This is a genomic window from Bradyrhizobium sp. C-145 (assembly GCF_023375135.1).
Classification (GTDB): Bacteria; Pseudomonadota; Alphaproteobacteria; order Rhizobiales; family Xanthobacteraceae; genus Bradyrhizobium; species Bradyrhizobium zhanjiangense.
Genome location: NZ_CP088150.1, coordinates 7,616,973 through 7,633,520, shown reverse-complemented (window position 1 = coordinate 7,633,520; position 16,548 = coordinate 7,616,973). Strand labels below are relative to the sequence as shown.

The following is a 16,548-nucleotide window of genomic DNA, read 5'->3' as shown; positions in this document are numbered from 1 at the left end:
GCCGCGACATTGTCTTGGTTCGTCAATGTGATAGCTTTCACAGACGACCGCCTTTGGCGGTCGTAAGCTGGGACTGCCTTGTAAGCTTGTGGAGTCCCCCGCATGGGCGAAATTCGCAACTTCAGATCCGGCAATCAGGATGAGCCGCCTCCACACGGGCCCATGCCTCGCCGTCTTGCGGCGATCATCGTCGGTGACATCGCTTCCTACAGCCGCATCATGCAGGCCGACGAGGAGGGGACGCATGTCCGCGTCAAGCGCATCGAGCGCGATATCATCCAGCCCACCATCATCGAACACCATGGAAGTCTGGTGAAGACGACGGGCGATGGCTTCATCGCCATTTTCGATAGCCCTGTTGAGGCCGTTCGCTGCAGTATCGTCATCCAGCAGAACCTCATCGGCCGCAACGCCTCGCTTCCGAAGCATTCGCGCCTCGAATACCGGATTGGCGTCAATCTCGGCGACGTGATCGTAGAGCCGGACGACGTCTACGGCGACGGCGTCAACATCGCCACCCGCATTGAGGGCATTGCCGAGCCCGGCCAGGTCTATATCTCGGGCGCGATCTACGAGCAGATCAAGCACAAGGTGGTGTGCGGCTATGAGTCGCTCGGGGATCGCAAGGTCAAGAATATCACCGATCCGGTGCGCATCTATCGCGTGCTGCCGGATGCCGATGCGGTCGGCAGGACGCGAAGCAGGCGCGAGAGCGTCCTGCTATTTCTTCTGATCACGGCATTGCTGGTGATTGCCGGCTACGTGCTTTGGTACGTGCTGACGCAGCCCGGCAGGATGGGCGAGCAGGCCGCTACGCCAACCGCTTCCCCGGCCGCGTCACCGATCCCGCAGCCATCGCCGCGCGAGGCGGCGACGCAGACGCCGCAACCCTCTCCGTCATTGGCTTCTGCCCCTCCGTCGCCGTCACCGTCGCCCAGCCCATCGGCGACGCCACCTCGCGAACCCGAGATGATCGGCATTCGCGGCGGCAGCTTCGCGATGGGAAGCAATGACGATCCGACCGAGCGGCCTGTCCACCAGGTCACGATCAAGCCTTTCTCGATCGCAAAATATCCGGTGACTGTGCAGGAATGGAACGAGTGCGCCGCCGCCAAGGCGTGCGGATTCACCGCCACCGGCAAGGACGATTCCCCCGTCGGCAATGTGAGCTGGACCGACGCGCAGCAATATGCCGCCTGGCTCGCGCAGGCGACGAAGAAGCCCTACCGGCTTCCGAGCGAGGCCGAATGGGAATATGCGGCGCGCGGCGGAACGCAGACCAAATATTGGTGGGGCGACAAGCTTCAGCCGGGCATGGCCGGATGCAAGGATTGCGGTGATCTTGCGGCCGAGCAGCCGGCCAAGGTCGGCAGCTTCAGGCCCAATCCATTCGGACTCTACGACATGGGCGGCGGCATCGATCAGTGGGTCGAGGACTGCTGGCACAGGACCTATCAGGGCGCGCCGAGCGACGGCTCGGCGTGGAGCAGCGCGGACTGCAGCTCTCATGTCCTGCGGTCGGGCTCCTGGAAGAACGATTCAAGATATGTCCGGCCGTCAAACCGCGATGGTTACGACACCAATGTCCGTTACCCCACGCATGGATTCCGTGTCGCGCTCAGTCCATAAGTGCTGGAGTAGATTTGATGAAGATCATTTCCTGCGCCGCCCTGGCGGCCGCGATCGCATTGCTCCCGGGCGCGGCCTACTCGCAGGGCAAGAGCGCGCACAAGGACGCCAAGCTCTATTTCATCACGCCGCATGACGGGCAGAAAGTTCGCGGTGGAGTCTGGGTCCGGTTCGGCTTACGCAACATGGGTGTGACGCATGCCGGTGATGACTACCAGAACGCCGGTCATCACCATCTGCTGGTCGACGTCAATGATCCCATCGATCCCAAGGAGCCGATCCCGCAAGACAAGTCGCACCTGCATTTCGGCGCAGGGCAAACCGAAACCATGTTGGACCTTCTGCCGGGCACCCACACGCTGCAGCTGGTGCTCGGTGACGCCAAGCACTATCCGTTCGTTCCGCCGGTCGTGTCGGAGAAGATCACGATCCGCGTCAGGCCGACTGCTTCAGCGCGGAGTAAATGATCACCGCAGGCTGGCGTTGATCTTGTCCAGCACCGCCGAGCCCGGGCAGAGCGCATCCGCCTCCAGCGTGTTGAGCGGCGTCTCGACCGTGTTGAGATGCTCGTGCAGGTCTTCCGCGTCGGGGTCGACATAGAGCAGGCCGGTGACGATCTGCCCCTTGGCGGCGTGCTTTTGCAGGAAGGTCATCGCGCCCAAACGGTCATGCGGATCGTAGTCGGCGTCGATCTTGCGCAGCGCGACCTTGCTGCCGTCGTGCTGCTCCACCACCTGCACCGTGCCCGGCGCATAGTCCACCGCGATCGGATCGCGGCCGACCAGCACGTCGAGCCGGTTCACCGCGTCATTGTGCTCGCGGACATAGTCGAAGCTCTTGGTCGAGCCGGCGTGATTGTTGAAGGCGATGCAGGGGCTGATGACGTCGATGAACGACGCGCCCTTGTGGCGGATCGCCGCCGCAATCAGCGGCACGAGCTGGGTCTTGTCGCCGGAGAAGCTGCGCGCGACGAAGGTGGCACCGAGTTGCAGCGCGATCGCGACGAGGTCGATGGCGTTGTCGGTGTTGGTGACGCCCTTCTTGCTCTTCGAGCCGCGGTCAGCGGTGGCCGAGAACTGACCCTTGGTCAGGCCGTAGACGCCATTGTTCTCGACGATATAGGTCATGTTGACGGCGCGCCGGATCGAATGGGCGAACTGGCCGAAGCCGATCGAGGCGGAATCGCCGTCGCCGGAGACGCCGAGATAGATCAAATCGCGGTTGGCGAGGTTGGCGCCTGTCAGCACGCTGGGCATGCGGCCATGCACCGAGTTGAAGCCGTGTGAGTTGCCGAGGAAATAGTCCGGCGTCTTCGACGAGCAGCCGATGCCGGAGATTTTTGCCACCCGATGCGGCTCGATCGAGAGCTCATAGCAGGCCTCGATGATCGAGGCCGTGATCGAATCGTGGCCGCAGCCGGCGCACAGCGTCGAGATCTTGCCTTCGTAATCGCGGCGGGTATAGCCGAGCTCGTTCTTCTTCAGGCCCGGATGGTGGAATTTCGGCTTGGCAATATAGGTCATGCGAGCACCTGAAATTTCCGCGGCGTCATGGCCGGGCTTGTCCCGGCCATCCACGTCTTGGCCAGGAGAAAGAAAGGCGTGGATGCCCGGGTCAAGCCCGGGCATGACGGAGGAGAGCGCAAGGTGTTGTTCATGACACGGCCTTGCGGAGCGGGGTCACCTTGAGGTGATCCTGATGGTCGCCAATGGCTTTTGCGATGAAACGGGCGGTGATCGGGGTGCCGTCGTAATGCACGATCGGCACGAGGCGGACGGGATCGATGCCATTCTCGTTGACGATGAGCTGGCGGAGTTGGCTGTCGCGGTTCTGCTCGACCACATAGACGAAGTCGTGCTCGGCGAGGAAGCTCGCCACGCTAGAGTGGAACGGGAAGGCGCGGATGCGCAGACGGTCGAGCTGGTGCCCGCGCGCTTCCAACAGGCCGACCGCTTCGTCCATCGCCGGTGAGGTCGAGCCGAAATAGATCACGCCATATTTGGTCGGCCGTTCCGCATTGGCCTGCAGCGGGCGCGGCACCAGATCCTGCGCGGTCTCGAACTTGCGCACCAGGCGCTGCATATTGTCGGCATAGACCGTGCCTTCCTCGGAGTAGCGCGCATAGCGGTCGCGCGAGGTGCCGCGGGTGAAGTATGAGCCCTTGGTCGGATGCGTGCCCGGATAGGTGCGGTAGGGGATGCCGTCGCCGTCGACGTCGAGATAGCGGCCGAAGTCGCGGCCTTCCTCCAGCATCTCCGCCGTCATGATCTTGCCGCGGTCATACTGCCGGGCATCGTCCCACTTCAGCGGACGGCAGAGCCGGTGGTTCATGCCGATGTCGAGGTCGAGCATCAGGAAGATGGTGGTTTGCAGCCGCTCGGCGAGATCGAACGCGGCAGCGGCGAATTCGAACGCCTCGGCGGGATCTTCCGGGAACAGCAGCACATGCTTGGTGTCGCCGTGCGAGGCATAGGCGCAGGCGATGATGTCGCATTGCTGGGTGCGCGTCGGCATGCCCGTCGAGGGGCCGGCGCGCTGGATGTTCATGATCACGGCCGGGATCTCGGCGAAATAGGAGAGGCCGATGAACTCGGTCATCAAGGAGATGCCGGGGCCCGAGGTCGCGGTGAAGGCGCGGGCGCCGTTCCAGGAGGCACCGATGACGATGCCAATCGAAGCGAGCTCGTCCTCGCCCTGCACGATGGCGTATTTCGCCTTGCCGGTCTCGGGATCGTGCCGGTACTTCTTGCAGTGGGCGGTGAAGGCCTCCGCCACCGACGAGGACGGCGTGATCGGATACCAGGCGCACACGGTGGCACCGCCATAGACCGCGCCGAGCGCGGCGGCGCTATTGCCCTCGATGAAGATGCGGTCGCCGACCTTGTCGGACTTCTTCACCCTGAGCCCGATCGGGCATTTCAAATTCTGCAGCGCCCAGTCACGGCCGAGATGCAGCGCGTGGACGTTGGAGGAGAGCAGCTTCTCTTTGCCCTTGTACTGCTCGCCGATCAGTTGCTCGATCAGCTTCGGATCCATGTCGAGCAGCGCACTGAGGCTACCCAGATAGATGATGTTCTTGAACAGCTGGCGCTGGCGCGGATCAGTATAGGTCGAGTTGGTGATCGCGGTGAGCGGCACGCCAATCACGGTGATGTCGTCGCGGAATTTGGTCGACGGCATCGGCTTGGTGGAATCGTAGAACAGGTAACCGCCGGGCTCGATGCCGGCGACGTCCTTGTCCCAGGTCTGCGGGTTCATCGCCACCATCATGTCGACGCCGCCGCGGGCGCCGAGATGACCGGCCTCCGTCACCCGCACCTCGTACCAAGTCGGCAGGCCCTGGATGTTGGAGGGGAAGATGTTGCGCGGGCTCACGGGGACGCCATGGCGCAGGATCGCGCGCGCGAACATCTCGTTGGCGCTGGCCGAGCCCGAGCCGTTGACGTTGGCGAAGCGGACGACGAAGTCGTTTACGCTGCTGATCGGCTTTTTGTCGGACATGTCGAACCTGCGTGGGTCATATCGATGAAATATTTCTGCATGTCCCAGGCGCCGGTGGGACAACGCTCCGCGCACAGCCCGCAATGCAGGCAGACGTCCTCGTCCTTCACCATCACGCGCCCGGTCTTGAGATCCGAGGAGACGTAGAGATCCTGGTCCGGATGCGGCGCGGGCGCCTTCAGCCGCTGGCGCAGGTCGTTCTCCTCGCCGTTGTCAGTGAAGGTGATGCAATCCATCGGGCAGATGTCGGCGCAAGCATCGCACTCGATGCAGAGCGAGGTCGAGAACACGGTCTGGACGTCGCAGTTCAGGCAGCGCTCGGCTTCACCCAGTGCGAGCTTGACGTCGTAGCCGAGCTCGACCTCGGCGCGGATGTCCTTCAGCGCGATGACCTTGTCGCGATGCGGCACCTTGAAGCGCTTGTCGTTGGAGATGTCGTTGTCATAGCTCCATTCGTGGATGCCCATCTTCTGCGAGGAGATTTGCACCTCCGGCAGCGGGCGCTCGGTGATGTCCTCGCCCGAGAGCATCTTGTGGATCGACAGCGCAGCGTCATGGCCGTGCGCGACCGCCCAGATGATGTTCTTCGGCCCGAATGCGGCATCGCCCCCGAAGAACACCTTTGGATTGGTCGACGCGAAGGTCTTGGGATCGACCTTGGGCATGTGCCATTTGTCGAACTCGATGCCGCAATCCTGTTCGATCCAGGGGAAGGCGTTTTCCTGGCCGACCGCGACCAGCACGTCGTCGCAGGTGATCGTCTCGTCCGGTTCGCCCGATGGCACCAGGTTGCGCCGGCCCTTGGCGTCGTATTCGGCTTTCACCTTCTGGAAGGTGACGCCGATCAGCTTGCCGGCGACATGCTTGAAAGCCACCGGGACCATGTAGTTGAGGATCGGGATGTCCTCGTGGAGCGCGTCTTCCTTCTCCCAGGGCGAGGCCTTCATCTCCTCGAAGCCGGAGCGGACGACGACCTTGACGTCTTCGCCGCCGAGGCGGCGCGCGGTGCGGCAGCAATCCATCGCGGTGTTGCCGCCGCCGAGCACGATCACGCGCTTGCCTATTCTGTCGGTATGGCCGAACGACACCGAGGCCAGCCATTCGATGCCGATATGGATGTTGGCAGCGGCTTCCTTGCGGCCGGGAATGTCGAGCTCGCGGCCGCGCGGCGCGCCGGAGCCGACGAAGATCGCGTCGTATTTCTCCGCGAGCAGCGCCTTCATGCTGTCGATGCGATGGCCGCCCTTGAAGTCGACGCCGAGACCCAGGATGTAGCCGGTCTCCTCGTCGATGACCGAATTGGGCAGGCGGAATTTCGGGATCTGCGAGCGCATCATGCCGCCGGCTTCGGGATCGCCGTCGAACACGGTGCAGTGATAGCCGAGCGGCGCGAGGTCGCGCGCCACCGTCAGCGAAGCCGGGCCGCCGCCGACCAGCGCAACGCGCTTGCCGTTCTTCGCGGCTGGGCGCGGCAGGCGCTGCTTGATGTCGTCCTTGAAGTCGGCGGCGACACGCTTGAGGCGGCAGATCGCGACCGGATTGTCCTCGACGCGCCCGCGCCGGCACGCCGGCTCGCATGGACGATCGCAAGTGCGTCCCAGAATTCCGGGAAACACGTTCGATTTCCAATTGATCATGTAGGCGTCGCTGTAGCGGCCTTGGGCGATCAGTCGGATATATTCGGGAACCGGGGTGTGCGCAGGACAGGCCCACTGGCAATCGACCACTTTGTGAAAGTAGTCGGGGGCCGCAATATCGGTCGGTTTCATTCCTACCCTGTCCGCGCAGGCCCCAAAGACCCCGCGGCCTTTTCTTGAGCTTGGCGAGCGCTTAATGCGCTTCGATCTGGTTTCTGAATGACGTCATTGGGTTAGCTTATTAGAACGGCTCCGAAGTACAACGGCAAATTTGCGCGATCACCGCCTTTCATGGGAGCTACGCGCGCACAGCATTAACGCCGCGCACGATGTGCGTGCGATGCAGCATATTGCGGTGCGTGTGTGCGCGCGCTAGCCGCGCGGGATGTCGCTCTTGGCCAAATCCCACATCAGGCAATAGGTGCCGACGGAGATGGGAAGCGGCAAGGGCGCGGCGGCGGGGCCGGTGAAGCGTTCGGCGATCACGGCCGAGACCGCGCCGACATGCGTGCCGTCGATCAGCACGAACCAGTCGTGCGCGCCTTCATTGCGTACCGCCGGAATGTCCGCCGTTGCACCCGACAATTCGGGCTCGCTCTCCAGCAGGTGCATGGAGATGATACCGTCGCGCTGGTCCGGCGCCAGCTTGTCTTGCAATGCATCGCGCCATCGCGCTGCTTGGTCGGGTGTCGGCCGCAACCGCACCACGCCGAGCGCGGCGCCACGTCCGGTGCCGTTGCTGATGGTGACGCGCGCGACGACGCGGAGCATGTCCTTGAAACGCGCCATGCATTGCCGCGACCAGTCGGTCGGGCTCGCGAGCCGCGCGCGGTAGGCGGGACTATCGAGCACGTCGAGCGTGGCGGTCGAATACAGGCAGAGATATTTGGGATTGGCGGCATGCGCGACATAGCGCCGCGCCTCCAGGAATCCGTCGATCGCGACGCGCTCTTCCAGATGCTCGCGATCGCACCAGCGGTTGAAATCGGCCTCATCGGCCGCGTCGATGTTCATCGACGTCAGCAGCATGCCTTTCCCGGCGAGCGGCATTCTTCTTATCCTGTTATCGCGCGGTCTTCGACGCGAGGTCCGCGATCGACTTCATGACCGCGTCCCGCACGCCGGCATCATAGAGCGAATGTCCGGCTTCTTCCACGACGCGAAGCTCGGAATTCGGCCAAACCTTCGCGAGTGCCTGCGACGTCTCGGGCGGGCACAACAGATCGTAGCGGCCCTGGACGATGATGCCGGGGATGCCGGCGAGCCACCCTGCATTGCGCAACAGCTGGCTCTCGGTCATGAAGCTGTCGTTGACGAAATAGTGCGCCTCCATGAACGGTGTCGCAGGCAGCGTGCGCCAGACGTTCAGCGAGGCCAGGTCCAGCCGCGTCTTGGCGGGCTTGTGCTCGGACAAGGTGCGCTCGGTGTCGTGCCAGGCCCGCGCGGCGGGGCCGTGCACGGCCGGGTCGCCATCGAGGATGCGGCGCCAATAGGCCTCCACCGGCCGCGTCCGCTCCTCTAGCGGCAGCACGCTGAGAAAATCCTCGTACAGCGCGGGATAGAATTGTGACAGGCGCGAGGTGAACGCCGTCTCGACCTCCGCCCGCGTGCCGAGAAACGTCGCGCGCAGCGCGATGCCGGAGACGCGCTCGGGATGCGCCTCTGCATAAGCCAGCGCCAGCGTCGCGCCCCAGGAGCCACCGACCACCATCCAGCGCTGGAAGCCAAACTTGTCGCGGATCTTCTCCATGTCCGCGATGAGGTGCGCCGTGGTGTTGTGGTCGCGCGATCCCTTCGGACGGCTGCGGCCGCAGCCGCGCTGGTCGAACAACACGGCACAGAAGCGATCAGGATCGAACAGGCGGCGATGGTCGGGCTGGCAGCCGCTGCCAGGCCCGCCATGCAGATAGATCGCGGGGATGCCGTCGGCGCGGCCGATGCTCTCGACATAGAGCTCAAAGCCGTCGCCGACATCGAGCATGTCGGAGGTCAGCGGCGCAAACGGATCGGCCCGCCTGATCGAGCTGGCCGCGTCGGCGTCAGGTCCCATTCTCGGATTCCAGAGTGCCGCCGGCGAAGTTGCGATAGAGGAAGCGGTTGGTCTCGCCCTCGGCCTCGCGCTCGGCCTGCTTGAAGATGGTCTCGTGCAGCGGCGACAGCGCGCAGGCCGGATCGGTGTTGGCGGCATCGCCCGTCAGCGCGAAGGCCTGGCAGCGGCAGCCGCCGAAATCGATCTCGCGGAATTCGCAAGACTTGCACGGCTCCTTCATCCAGCCGGTGCCGCGGTAGCGGTTGAAGGCGTCGGAGTTCTGCCAGATCCAGGCGATCGAGTGATTGGAGCGCACGGATTCGAACTCGAGCCCGGTGATGCTCTCGGCGGCGTGGCAGGGCAGCACCTTGCCGGCGGGCGAGATGTTGAAGAACTGCCGGCCCCAGCCGCCCATGCATTTCTTCGGCCGCAGCGCGTAATAGTCGGGAACGACGTAGTCGATCGCGAGTGTGCCCTTCAGGCGTTCGCGCGCCTCCTCGACGAGGCGGGTGCATTCGTCGAGCTGCGCCACCGTCGGCATCAGCGCGGCGCGATTCTTCAGCGCCCAGCCGTAATATTGCACATTGGCGACCTCGAGCCGATCGGCATCGAGATCGACCGCCATCTGGATGATGTCGGGGAGCTGGTGCAGGTTCTGCCGATGCATCACCGCGTTCACGGTGAGCGGCAGATCGAGCTCGCGCGTCCATCTGGCGACTTCGAGCTTCTTGCGGTGACCGTTTTTGTAACCGGCGACGCGATCGGCGAGGCCTTCTTCGACGCCCTGGAAGCTGATCTGGACGTGGCAGAGCCCGGCATCCGCAAGATCGCTGAGCTTGTCGCGCGTCAGCAGCACGGCCGATGTGATCAGGTTGGTATAGAGGCCGACGTCGCTGGCATGCTTGACCAGCTCGACCAGGTCCTTCCGCGCCGTCGGCTCGCCGCCGGAGAAATGCACCTGGAGCACGCCGATCTCGGCGAGCTCGCTCAGCACCTTCTTCCATTCCTCTGTCGTGAGCTCCTTGCTCGAGCGGTCGAGCTCGACCGGGTTGGAGCAATAGGGGCATTGCAGCGGGCAGCGGTGGGTGATTTCGAGCAGCACGGCGAGCGGAATGCCGAAGGTCTCGGCCGTCGAGCGCTGCTTCTCCAGCACCGCGAGGCTGTCGCTGACATCTGGCGGGATGGTGGGATTGCCGAGCACATCGCTCATGACGTCTTCTCCCGGGCCTCCGTGAGAAAGCCCTTGTCGGCGAGATCCTGCAGCATGACGATGACATCGGCGAGGATCGCCTCGCGCGGCGCGGCATATTTCGCGGCCAGCTGATCGGCGACGTCGCCGACATTGCGCTGACCGTCGCAGAGCTGCAAGACCTCGACCGCGATCTCGTCCGGGGCCAGCACCCGTTCTGGCGCCAGGATCACCCAGACTTGTCGCGTCTCGTCGTATTTCAGCTTGGCATGCCGCGGCAGCACGGGGCGGCTTGCCTCGCTGACGCTGATGTTCCGCGGCCCGGCCATTGCTGCTCCTTTTTAGCCCGCTTTGGGCACGAAGGCGCCCGGCGGAATGTGACCCTCGACATAGGCGTGATAGAGCGCATCCAGTTGCACCCACAGCACGTTGGTCTTGAAGATCAGCGCGCTGCACACCTGCGCGCGCTGCTCCGGCGTCGTGGCATGCGCCTTGACATAGTCGAGCGCAAAATTGGCATCGCGCGGCGCCTGGGTCAGGCGTCGCTTGAAGTAGCTCATGATGTCGGGGTTGACGAAGTCGTAATGCGCCAGCATGCCGGAGATGCGCTCTTCGTGCAGGTTCGGCGCGAACAATTCGGTCAGCGAGGAGGCGATCGCCTCCAGCGGGCTCTTCTCGCGGCAGTAATGGACATAGGCCTCGACCGCGAAGCGCGTCGCCGGCAGGATGCCTTCGGTCGATTCCACGTAAGCCGTGTCGAGGCCCAGGCCTTCGGTCAGCTTGAGCCAGCGCTCGATGCCGCCCTCGCTGCCGACATCGCCGTCATGGTCCTCGATGCGGTGGCGCCATTCCAGACGCGTGGCGCGGTCGCGAAAGCGCGAGATGACGACCGCGTCCTTGATCGGGATCGTGCTCTGGTAATAGTAGCGGTTCAGCGCCCAGGCCTGCACCTGACCCTTGTTCAGCTTGCCGCCATGCAGCAGCTTATGGAACGGATGCAGGCTGTGATAGCGCGTCGCCCCGATATGGCGCAGCGTCGCCTCGAGCTCCTCGGCGCTAGTGAGCTTGATGTCCTTGCCGATCGAGAGCGCGGTCATTCCTGTCAGTGACGCGGCATTCACAGCACAATCTCCGTTCCATCCGCGGGTATCTGCCAGCCCGCCTCTTCAGTGGCTTTCCGCTCGGGTGAAGCGGGCAGCAGCGCCGGATTCGAGTTATTGATATGCAGAAAAATCTTCCTGTCGATAGTGAGGTCAGCCAGCCGCGCGATCGCGCCGTCGGCGCCGGACATCGCGACATGGCCCATGCTCTTGCCGGTCTTGTGGCCGAGCCCGGCCCTGATCATCTCGTCGTCGCGCCAGACCGTGCCGTCGAAGAACACCAGCGCCGCGCCGTCGATCTCGGCCTTGAGCGCATCGGTGACCTCGGCGCAGGCCGCGATGAAATAGAAGCACTTGCCGCTGGTCTTGTCGGTGATCTTCAGGCCCAGCGTATCGCCGTCGCCGGTCTCTCCGCCAGGATGGGCCTTGCCTTCCAGATACCAGGCCGACTTGCCCGGCACCGCGAACGGCAGCACCTCGATCCCTGAACGCGCGCCGTCCGGCAGTCGCGGCTCGAACGGCTCGCCGATGTCGGTCGGCTGGCGCCGTACGTTCTTCTCGTTCAGCACGTTGAAGATGCTGTTGCTCTTCAGGATCGCCAGCACCTTCTCATGCGCGTAAACCGTGAAGGGCGAGCCCTCGCGCATCGACAGCAGGCCTGCGACCGCGTCGACTTCGCCGTTGGTCAGGATCACGCCGGCAATCGGCGTATGGCGCAGCGCGCCGGCCTTCGGGTGCAGCTGCGGCGTGGCGTTCAATTGCTGGCGAAGGTCGGGGGAGGCGTTGATCAGGAACCAGTGCTCGCCGTCGCCGCTGAAGGCGACCGACGCCTGGGTTCGCAAGAGGTCATGGCCGCTGGCACGGGCCGCTCGGCAGCCCTCGCAGCCGCAATTCCATTGCGGCACTCCGCCGCCGGCTGCGGCGCCCAGGACGACGACGCGAAGCATGATCCGTCTCCTGGAGGGAACATACCCGGTGGATCTCAGGCCGACGCAAATGCCGACACAGATTCTTTCTTTCGGCAACGTGTCGTGACTGAAAGATCCACCGGCGCAGAACGCGAAATCGCCCGCCGCTTACTTGCGGGTGGCGCTCACATACATGTTGATTTCCATGCCGCAGGGCACTTCGACGATCTTCGGGGCTTTCCAGGCCATTTGGCTCTCCATTTTCGCGAAACCGGACGTATCCGCCCGCACTCAAGTTAATGCGGGCGGAGAAGTTCGCCAGTGAAATTTTCCCGACCAAGGTAGTAGGCCGGCGGAATTGTTGCGCTGCAAAGAGAGCATATTGCGGCCGTAAGATCAGCTACTGACGGACGCAAAAAAACGCCGATAGGTCGTGATCCCTGTCGGGATAAAGCAGTTGTGAGTATAGAACGGCTTCCAATCGGCCGCAGGCGACCCCATTGGATCAGGCATGCCCAGATATTTCTTCAACACCCGTATCGGCGACGAACTGATCGTGGATCCTGACGGCGAGGATCTGCGCAACCCCGATCGCGCGTGGGAGGTCGCCCGCCAGATGATCCTGGAGGTGGTGAAGTCGGAGGGCGCCCAGCCGGCCCTGCTCGAGGCCGTCATCGAGGTGACCGACGATGACGGGGAGATCGTGCTGGAGTTTCCCTTCACCGAGGCGCTGCTGGACATGCCGGACCAGTCCGCGACAAGGCATTGAGGCCCGCGGACGGGTAAGGGGCGCGCGGCTCCCTCCACGTCATTGCGAGCGTAGCGAAGCAATCCAGAATCCCTCGGCGGAGGCAGTCTGGATTGCTTCGTCGCAAGGGCTCCTCGCAATGACGGAGAATGAGGCACCACTCCGGCACCAAACCCGCCCTTCGCCCCTGCGAAATCCGCATGGCTTTGCCGCGGTCCCGGCGCTAAAAGACGCCGGTCATACGGAGCAAGCCATGCAAGATCTCTGGCGCCTGTCGGCCGCCGACCTCGCCACCCTCGTCAAGTCCAAAAAGGTATCCGCCAGGGAGGCCGCCAAGGCCGGTCTCGCCCGTCTGGACGCCGTCAATCCCGCGCTCAACGCGGTGATCGACCACCGGCCGGACGACGTGCTCAAACAGGCTGACGCCGTCGACGCCGCCATCGCGCGGGGCGAGGACCCCGGCGTGCTCGCCGGCGTGCCCGTCACCATCAAGGCGAATGTCGACCAGGAAGGCTTTGCCACCACCAACGGCCTGAAACTCCAGCGCGACGCGATCGCGCGCGAGGACAACCCGGTGGTCGCCAATTTCCGCAAAGCCGGCGCCATCCTGCTTGGCCGCACCAATTGTCCGGCCTTCTCCTACCGCTGGTTCACCACCAATCTGATCCATGGCGACACCAAGAACCCCCGCGATGCTTCGCTGACCCCCGGCGGCTCCTCCGGCGGCGCCGGCTCGGCGGTCGCGGCCGGCATCGGCCACATCGCCCACGGCACCGACATCGCCGGCTCGATCCGCTATCCCGCCTATGCCTGCGGCGTGCACGGCCTGCGCCCGACGCTCGGCCGTATTCCCGCTTTCAATCCCGCGCTGCCGGAGCGCCCGATCGGGCCGCAGATCATGGCGGTCTCTGGCCCGCTGGCGCGCACCGTCAACGACTTGCGCATCTCGCTCGCCGCGATGTCGGCCCGCGACATCCGCGATCCCTGGTTCGTGCCGGTGCCACTGGAAGGCCCCGCACGGCCGAAGCGCGCCGCGCTCTGTCTCAATCCGGGCGGCCTTGCCACCACGCCGGAGGTGAAGGCGGCGGTGAGCGATGCCGGCGAGCGGCTGGAGCGCGCGGGCTGGACCGTCGACATCATCGAGGATACGCCGCCGACGCGCGAGGCGGTCGAGTGGCAGATCAAGCTGTGGCTCGGCGATGGCTACGAGGCGCAGCTGGAGGCGGCCGAGCGCGAGGGCGATCCCGGCGCGCTGGCCTGCCTGCGCGGCAACCGCAGCAAGGTCACGCCGATGGACCAGGCGAATTACGCGAAGGCGCTGACCCGCCGCGCGACGCTAACCCGCGAATGGATGCTGTTCTTCGAAAAATATGCCGTGCTGCTGACGCCGGTCTCCGGCGAGCTGCCGTTCCCCGATCATCTCGACCTCAAGGATGACGAGTCCTTCAAGCGCGTCTGGGAAGCGCAGCTGCCGCAGATTGCGATTCCCTTCATGGGCTTGCCGGGGCTCGTGGTCTCCACCGGTCTCGTCGGCAAGGCGCCGGTCGGCGTGCACATCGTCTCCGGCCGCTACCGCGAGGATCTGTGCTTGCTCGCGGGTGAAGCGATCGAGGCCGGCGGCGTGCCGCCGTCGCCGATCGATCCCGTGGGCTAGCGATGACCGCCATCTACGACTTCAAGGCCAACTCGCTCGCCGGCGAGGAAGTGCCGATGCGCCGTTTCGAGGGACAGGTGCTGCTGATCGTCAACACCGCGAGCAAATGCGGCTTCACGCCGCAATATCGCGGGTTGGAGGATCTCTATCGCGATCTGTCGCCGCGCGGCTTCTCGGTGCTCGGCTTTCCCTGCAACCAGTTCGGCGCGCAGGAGCCGGGACAGGCGGACGAGATCCAGGCGTTCTGTTCGACCAATTATGACGTCACCTTCCCGCTGTTCGAGAAGATCGACGTCAACGGCGCCAACGCACACCCTCTGTATGAGTACCTGAAACGGCAGCAATCCGGGCTCTTGGGCGCCTCCATCAAATGGAATTTCACCAAATTCCTGGTGGACCGTGCCGGCAAGGTGGTCGCGCGCTACGCGCCGACCGCGCGGCCCGAAGGATTGCGCAATCAAATCGAAACACTGCTGTGAGCGAAACAATCATGAGCGACGAATTTCCGGACCGCCTGTCGGTCGATCCGAACAGCCCCTATTACAACGCGGACATCCTGGCGCGCGACGTCGGCATCCGCTTCAAGGGCATCGAGAAGACCAATGTCGAGGAATACTGCATCAGCGAAGGCTGGGTCCGCGTCACCGCCGGCAACGCCAAGGATCGCTACGGCAACCCGCTGACCATCAAGGTGCACGGTCCGGTCGAGCCGTATTTCAGGGATAAGAAGTAGTTCGAACTGAGCGCGCACCGCTCTCTCCTCGTCATTGCGAGGAGCCCTTGCGACGAAGCAATCCAGAGTCTTTCCGCGGGTAGCAGCCTGGATTGCTTCGCTTCGCTCGCAATGACGAAAGTGAAAGGCCAACCCCATGTCCGTCCGCATCGTCGACGTCCGCGAAATTACCAAACCGATCTCCTCGCCGATCCGCAACGCCTATATCGACTTCACCAAGATGACGACGAGCCTGGTCGCCGTCGTCACCGACGTGGTGCGCGACGGCAAGCGTGTCGTCGGCTACGGCTTCAACTCCAACGGCCGTTACGGGCAGGGCGGTCTGATCCGCGAGCGCTTTGCCGCGCGCATTCTCGAAGCTGATCCGAACTCGCTGCTCGATGCCGCCGGCGACAATCTCGACCCCGACAAGGTCTGGGCCGCGATGATGACCAATGAGAAGCCGGGCGGCCATGGCGAGCGCTCGGTCGCGGTTGGCACCATCGATATGGCGGTGTGGGACGCGGTGGCGAAGATCGCGGGCAAGCCGCTGTTTCGCCTGCTTGCCGAGCGGCACGGCGTGACCGCCAATCCGCGCGTGTTCGTCTATGCCGCCGGCGGCTATTACTATCCCGGCAAAGACCTCTCGATGCTGCGCGGCGAGATGCGCGGTTATCTCGACCGCGGCTACAACGTCGTGAAGATGAAGATCGGCGGCGCCCCGATCGACGAGGACCGCACCCGCATCGAGGCGGTGCTGAAGGAGATCGGCAAGGATGCGCACCTCGCCGTCGACGCCAACGGCCGCTTCAACCTCGAGACCGGCATCGCCTACGCAAAAATGCTGCGCGATTATCCCTTGTTCTGGTACGAGGAGGTCGGCGATCCCCTCGACTACGCACTGCAAGCCGCGCTCGCCGAGTTCTATCCGGGCCCGATGGCAACCGGCGAAAACCTGTTCAGCCACCAGGACGCCCGCAACCTGATCCGCTACGGCGGCATGCGCCCCGATCGCGACTGGCTGCAATTCGACTGCGCACTGTCCTACGGCCTGTGCGAATACCAGCGCACGCTGGAGGTGCTGAAGACCTATGGCTGGTCCCCCAGCCGCTGCATCCCGCATGGCGGCCACCAGATGTCGCTCAACATCGCAGCCGGCTTGGGCCTAGGCGGCAATGAGAGCTACCCCGACCTGTTCCAGCCCTATGGCGGCTTCCCGGACGGCGTTCGCGTCGAGAACGGCCACATCACCATGCCGGAGCTGGCAGGCATCGGCTTCGAGGGCAAGTTGGATCTCTACAAGGAAATGAAGGCGCTGGTGGAGTAGCCCGCCTGGTCGCCACAAACTCCGTCATTGCGAGCGCAGCGAAGCAATCCAGAGGCTTTCTGCGGAGGCAGTCTGGATTGCTTCGTCGCATCAGCGCAAAATTGCTGCGCAATT

Annotated in this window: 17 protein-coding genes; 7 read left to right on the top strand and 10 right to left on the bottom strand. The window is 64.1% G+C overall.

The window, feature by feature from the left end; genetic code table 11:
- The first annotated feature begins 102 nt into the window (after positions 1–102).
- Positions 103–1,629: an SUMF1/EgtB/PvdO family nonheme iron enzyme gene (locus tag LRP30_RS35865; RefSeq protein ID WP_249757867.1), complete on the top strand. Its 1,527-nt coding sequence runs from the start codon at positions 103–105 to the stop codon at positions 1,627–1,629.
- 17 nt (positions 1,630–1,646) lie between these two features.
- Positions 1,647–2,096, top strand: coding sequence for a DUF4399 domain-containing protein (locus tag LRP30_RS35860; RefSeq protein WP_128936151.1), 450 nt, complete (start codon positions 1,647–1,649; stop codon positions 2,094–2,096).
- Here LRP30_RS35860 and LRP30_RS35855 read toward each other — a convergent pair whose 3' ends face one another.
- From LRP30_RS35855 to pqqA, 10 genes are all read right to left on the bottom strand, one after another.
- Positions 2,097–3,152, bottom strand: a complete 1,056-nt coding sequence (locus tag LRP30_RS35855; RefSeq protein WP_128936150.1) for a 2-oxoacid:ferredoxin oxidoreductase subunit beta — start codon at positions 3,150–3,152, stop codon at positions 2,097–2,099. It lies immediately after the preceding gene.
- Between the two features lie 130 nt (positions 3,153–3,282).
- Positions 3,283–5,130: a 2-oxoacid:acceptor oxidoreductase subunit alpha gene (locus tag LRP30_RS35850; RefSeq protein WP_249757866.1), complete on the bottom strand. Its 1,848-nt coding sequence runs from the start codon at positions 5,128–5,130 to the stop codon at positions 3,283–3,285.
- Positions 5,100–6,899: an FAD-dependent oxidoreductase gene (locus LRP30_RS35845; RefSeq protein ID WP_249757865.1), complete on the bottom strand. Its 1,800-nt coding sequence runs from the start codon at positions 6,897–6,899 to the stop codon at positions 5,100–5,102. Before LRP30_RS35845 ends, LRP30_RS35850 begins: the two co-directional genes overlap by 31 nt.
- Positions 6,900–7,139: 240 nt before the next feature.
- Positions 7,140–7,817, bottom strand: a complete 678-nt coding sequence (locus tag LRP30_RS35840; RefSeq protein ID WP_249757864.1) for a DUF4286 family protein — start codon at positions 7,815–7,817, stop codon at positions 7,140–7,142.
- Positions 7,818–7,830: 13 nt separating this feature from the next.
- Entirely contained in the window at positions 7,831–8,817 is a 987-nt protein-coding gene (pip, locus tag LRP30_RS35835; RefSeq protein WP_249757863.1) for a prolyl aminopeptidase, read from the bottom strand.
- A complete protein-coding gene (pqqE, locus tag LRP30_RS35830) occupies positions 8,807–10,006 on the bottom strand; it encodes a pyrroloquinoline quinone biosynthesis protein PqqE (protein ID WP_249757862.1) in 1,200 nt (399 codons plus the stop codon). The genes pip and pqqE overlap by 11 nt, the downstream gene beginning before the upstream one ends.
- Entirely contained in the window at positions 10,003–10,314 is a 312-nt protein-coding gene (pqqD, locus tag LRP30_RS35825; RefSeq protein WP_128945754.1) for a pyrroloquinoline quinone biosynthesis peptide chaperone PqqD, read from the bottom strand. Before pqqD ends, pqqE begins: the two co-directional genes overlap by 4 nt.
- A 12-nt stretch (positions 10,315–10,326) precedes the next feature.
- Positions 10,327–11,106 carry a pyrroloquinoline-quinone synthase PqqC gene (pqqC, locus tag LRP30_RS35820; RefSeq protein ID WP_249757861.1) on the bottom strand — a complete coding sequence of 260 codons (780 nt, stop codon included), beginning with the start codon at positions 11,104–11,106 and terminating at the stop codon, positions 10,327–10,329.
- Entirely contained in the window at positions 11,103–12,032 is a 930-nt protein-coding gene (gene pqqB, locus LRP30_RS35815) for a pyrroloquinoline quinone biosynthesis protein PqqB (RefSeq protein WP_249757860.1), read from the bottom strand. Before pqqB ends, pqqC begins: the two co-directional genes overlap by 4 nt.
- Before the next feature lie 129 nt (positions 12,033–12,161).
- The gene (gene pqqA / locus LRP30_RS35810; RefSeq protein ID WP_007595659.1) at positions 12,162–12,242 is read right to left on the bottom strand and encodes a pyrroloquinoline quinone precursor peptide PqqA; all 81 of its coding nucleotides are present in this window, start codon (positions 12,240–12,242) and stop codon (positions 12,162–12,164) included.
- Between the two features lie 262 nt (positions 12,243–12,504).
- Between pqqA and LRP30_RS35805 the strand changes: the two genes are divergently transcribed.
- The 5 genes from LRP30_RS35805 to tarD all read left to right on the top strand — a co-directional run bounded on the left by LRP30_RS35805 (position 12,505) and on the right by tarD (position 16,434).
- Positions 12,505–12,762: a hypothetical protein gene (locus tag LRP30_RS35805; RefSeq protein WP_124162551.1), complete on the top strand. Its 258-nt coding sequence runs from the start codon at positions 12,505–12,507 to the stop codon at positions 12,760–12,762.
- 232 nt (positions 12,763–12,994) lie between these two features.
- Entirely contained in the window at positions 12,995–14,395 is a 1,401-nt protein-coding gene (locus tag LRP30_RS35800) for an amidase family protein (RefSeq protein WP_249757859.1), read from the top strand.
- Positions 14,396–14,397: 2 nt separating this feature from the next.
- Positions 14,398–14,874 (top strand): glutathione peroxidase, encoded by a 477-nt coding sequence (locus LRP30_RS35795; protein WP_130212603.1) that lies wholly within the window; start codon positions 14,398–14,400, stop codon positions 14,872–14,874.
- Positions 14,875–14,885: 11 nt separating this feature from the next.
- Positions 14,886–15,128 carry a DUF3297 family protein gene (locus tag LRP30_RS35790; protein ID WP_035730878.1) on the top strand — a complete coding sequence of 81 codons (243 nt, stop codon included), beginning with the start codon at positions 14,886–14,888 and terminating at the stop codon, positions 15,126–15,128.
- Positions 15,129–15,264: 136 nt separating this feature from the next.
- Positions 15,265–16,434: a D(-)-tartrate dehydratase gene (tarD, locus tag LRP30_RS35785; protein WP_249757858.1), complete on the top strand. Its 1,170-nt coding sequence runs from the start codon at positions 15,265–15,267 to the stop codon at positions 16,432–16,434.
- Positions 16,435–16,548 lie beyond the last annotated feature (114 nt).

Bases quoted from the DNA above. Each gene is read 5' to 3' on its own strand.
- LRP30_RS35865 (WP_249757867.1), top strand. From the start codon at position 103: ATGGGCGAAATTCGCAACTTCAGATCCGGCAATCAGGATGAGCCGCCT.
- LRP30_RS35860 (WP_128936151.1), top strand. From the start codon at position 1,647: ATGAAGATCATTTCCTGCGCCGCCCTGGCGGCCGCGATCGCATTGCTC.
- LRP30_RS35855 (WP_128936150.1), bottom strand. From the start codon at position 3,152: ATGACCTATATTGCCAAGCCGAAATTCCACCATCCGGGCCTGAAGAAG.
- LRP30_RS35850 (WP_249757866.1), bottom strand. From the start codon at position 5,130: ATGTCCGACAAAAAGCCGATCAGCAGCGTAAACGACTTCGTCGTCCGC.
- LRP30_RS35845 (WP_249757865.1), bottom strand. From the start codon at position 6,899: ATGAAACCGACCGATATTGCGGCCCCCGACTACTTTCACAAAGTGGTC.
- LRP30_RS35840 (WP_249757864.1), bottom strand. From the start codon at position 7,817: ATGCCGCTCGCCGGGAAAGGCATGCTGCTGACGTCGATGAACATCGAC.
- pip (WP_249757863.1), bottom strand. From the start codon at position 8,817: ATGGGACCTGACGCCGACGCGGCCAGCTCGATCAGGCGGGCCGATCCG.
- pqqE (WP_249757862.1), bottom strand. From the start codon at position 10,006: ATGAGCGATGTGCTCGGCAATCCCACCATCCCGCCAGATGTCAGCGAC.
- pqqD (WP_128945754.1), bottom strand. From the start codon at position 10,314: ATGGCCGGGCCGCGGAACATCAGCGTCAGCGAGGCAAGCCGCCCCGTG.
- pqqB (WP_249757860.1), bottom strand. From the start codon at position 12,032: ATGCTTCGCGTCGTCGTCCTGGGCGCCGCAGCCGGCGGCGGAGTGCCG.
- pqqA (WP_007595659.1), bottom strand. From the start codon at position 12,242: ATGGCCTGGAAAGCCCCGAAGATCGTCGAAGTGCCCTGCGGCATGGAA.
- LRP30_RS35805 (WP_124162551.1), top strand. From the start codon at position 12,505: ATGCCCAGATATTTCTTCAACACCCGTATCGGCGACGAACTGATCGTG.
- LRP30_RS35800 (WP_249757859.1), top strand. From the start codon at position 12,995: ATGCAAGATCTCTGGCGCCTGTCGGCCGCCGACCTCGCCACCCTCGTC.
- LRP30_RS35795 (WP_130212603.1), top strand. From the start codon at position 14,398: ATGACCGCCATCTACGACTTCAAGGCCAACTCGCTCGCCGGCGAGGAA.
- LRP30_RS35790 (WP_035730878.1), top strand. From the start codon at position 14,886: ATGAGCGACGAATTTCCGGACCGCCTGTCGGTCGATCCGAACAGCCCC.
- tarD (WP_249757858.1), top strand. From the start codon at position 15,265: ATGTCCGTCCGCATCGTCGACGTCCGCGAAATTACCAAACCGATCTCC.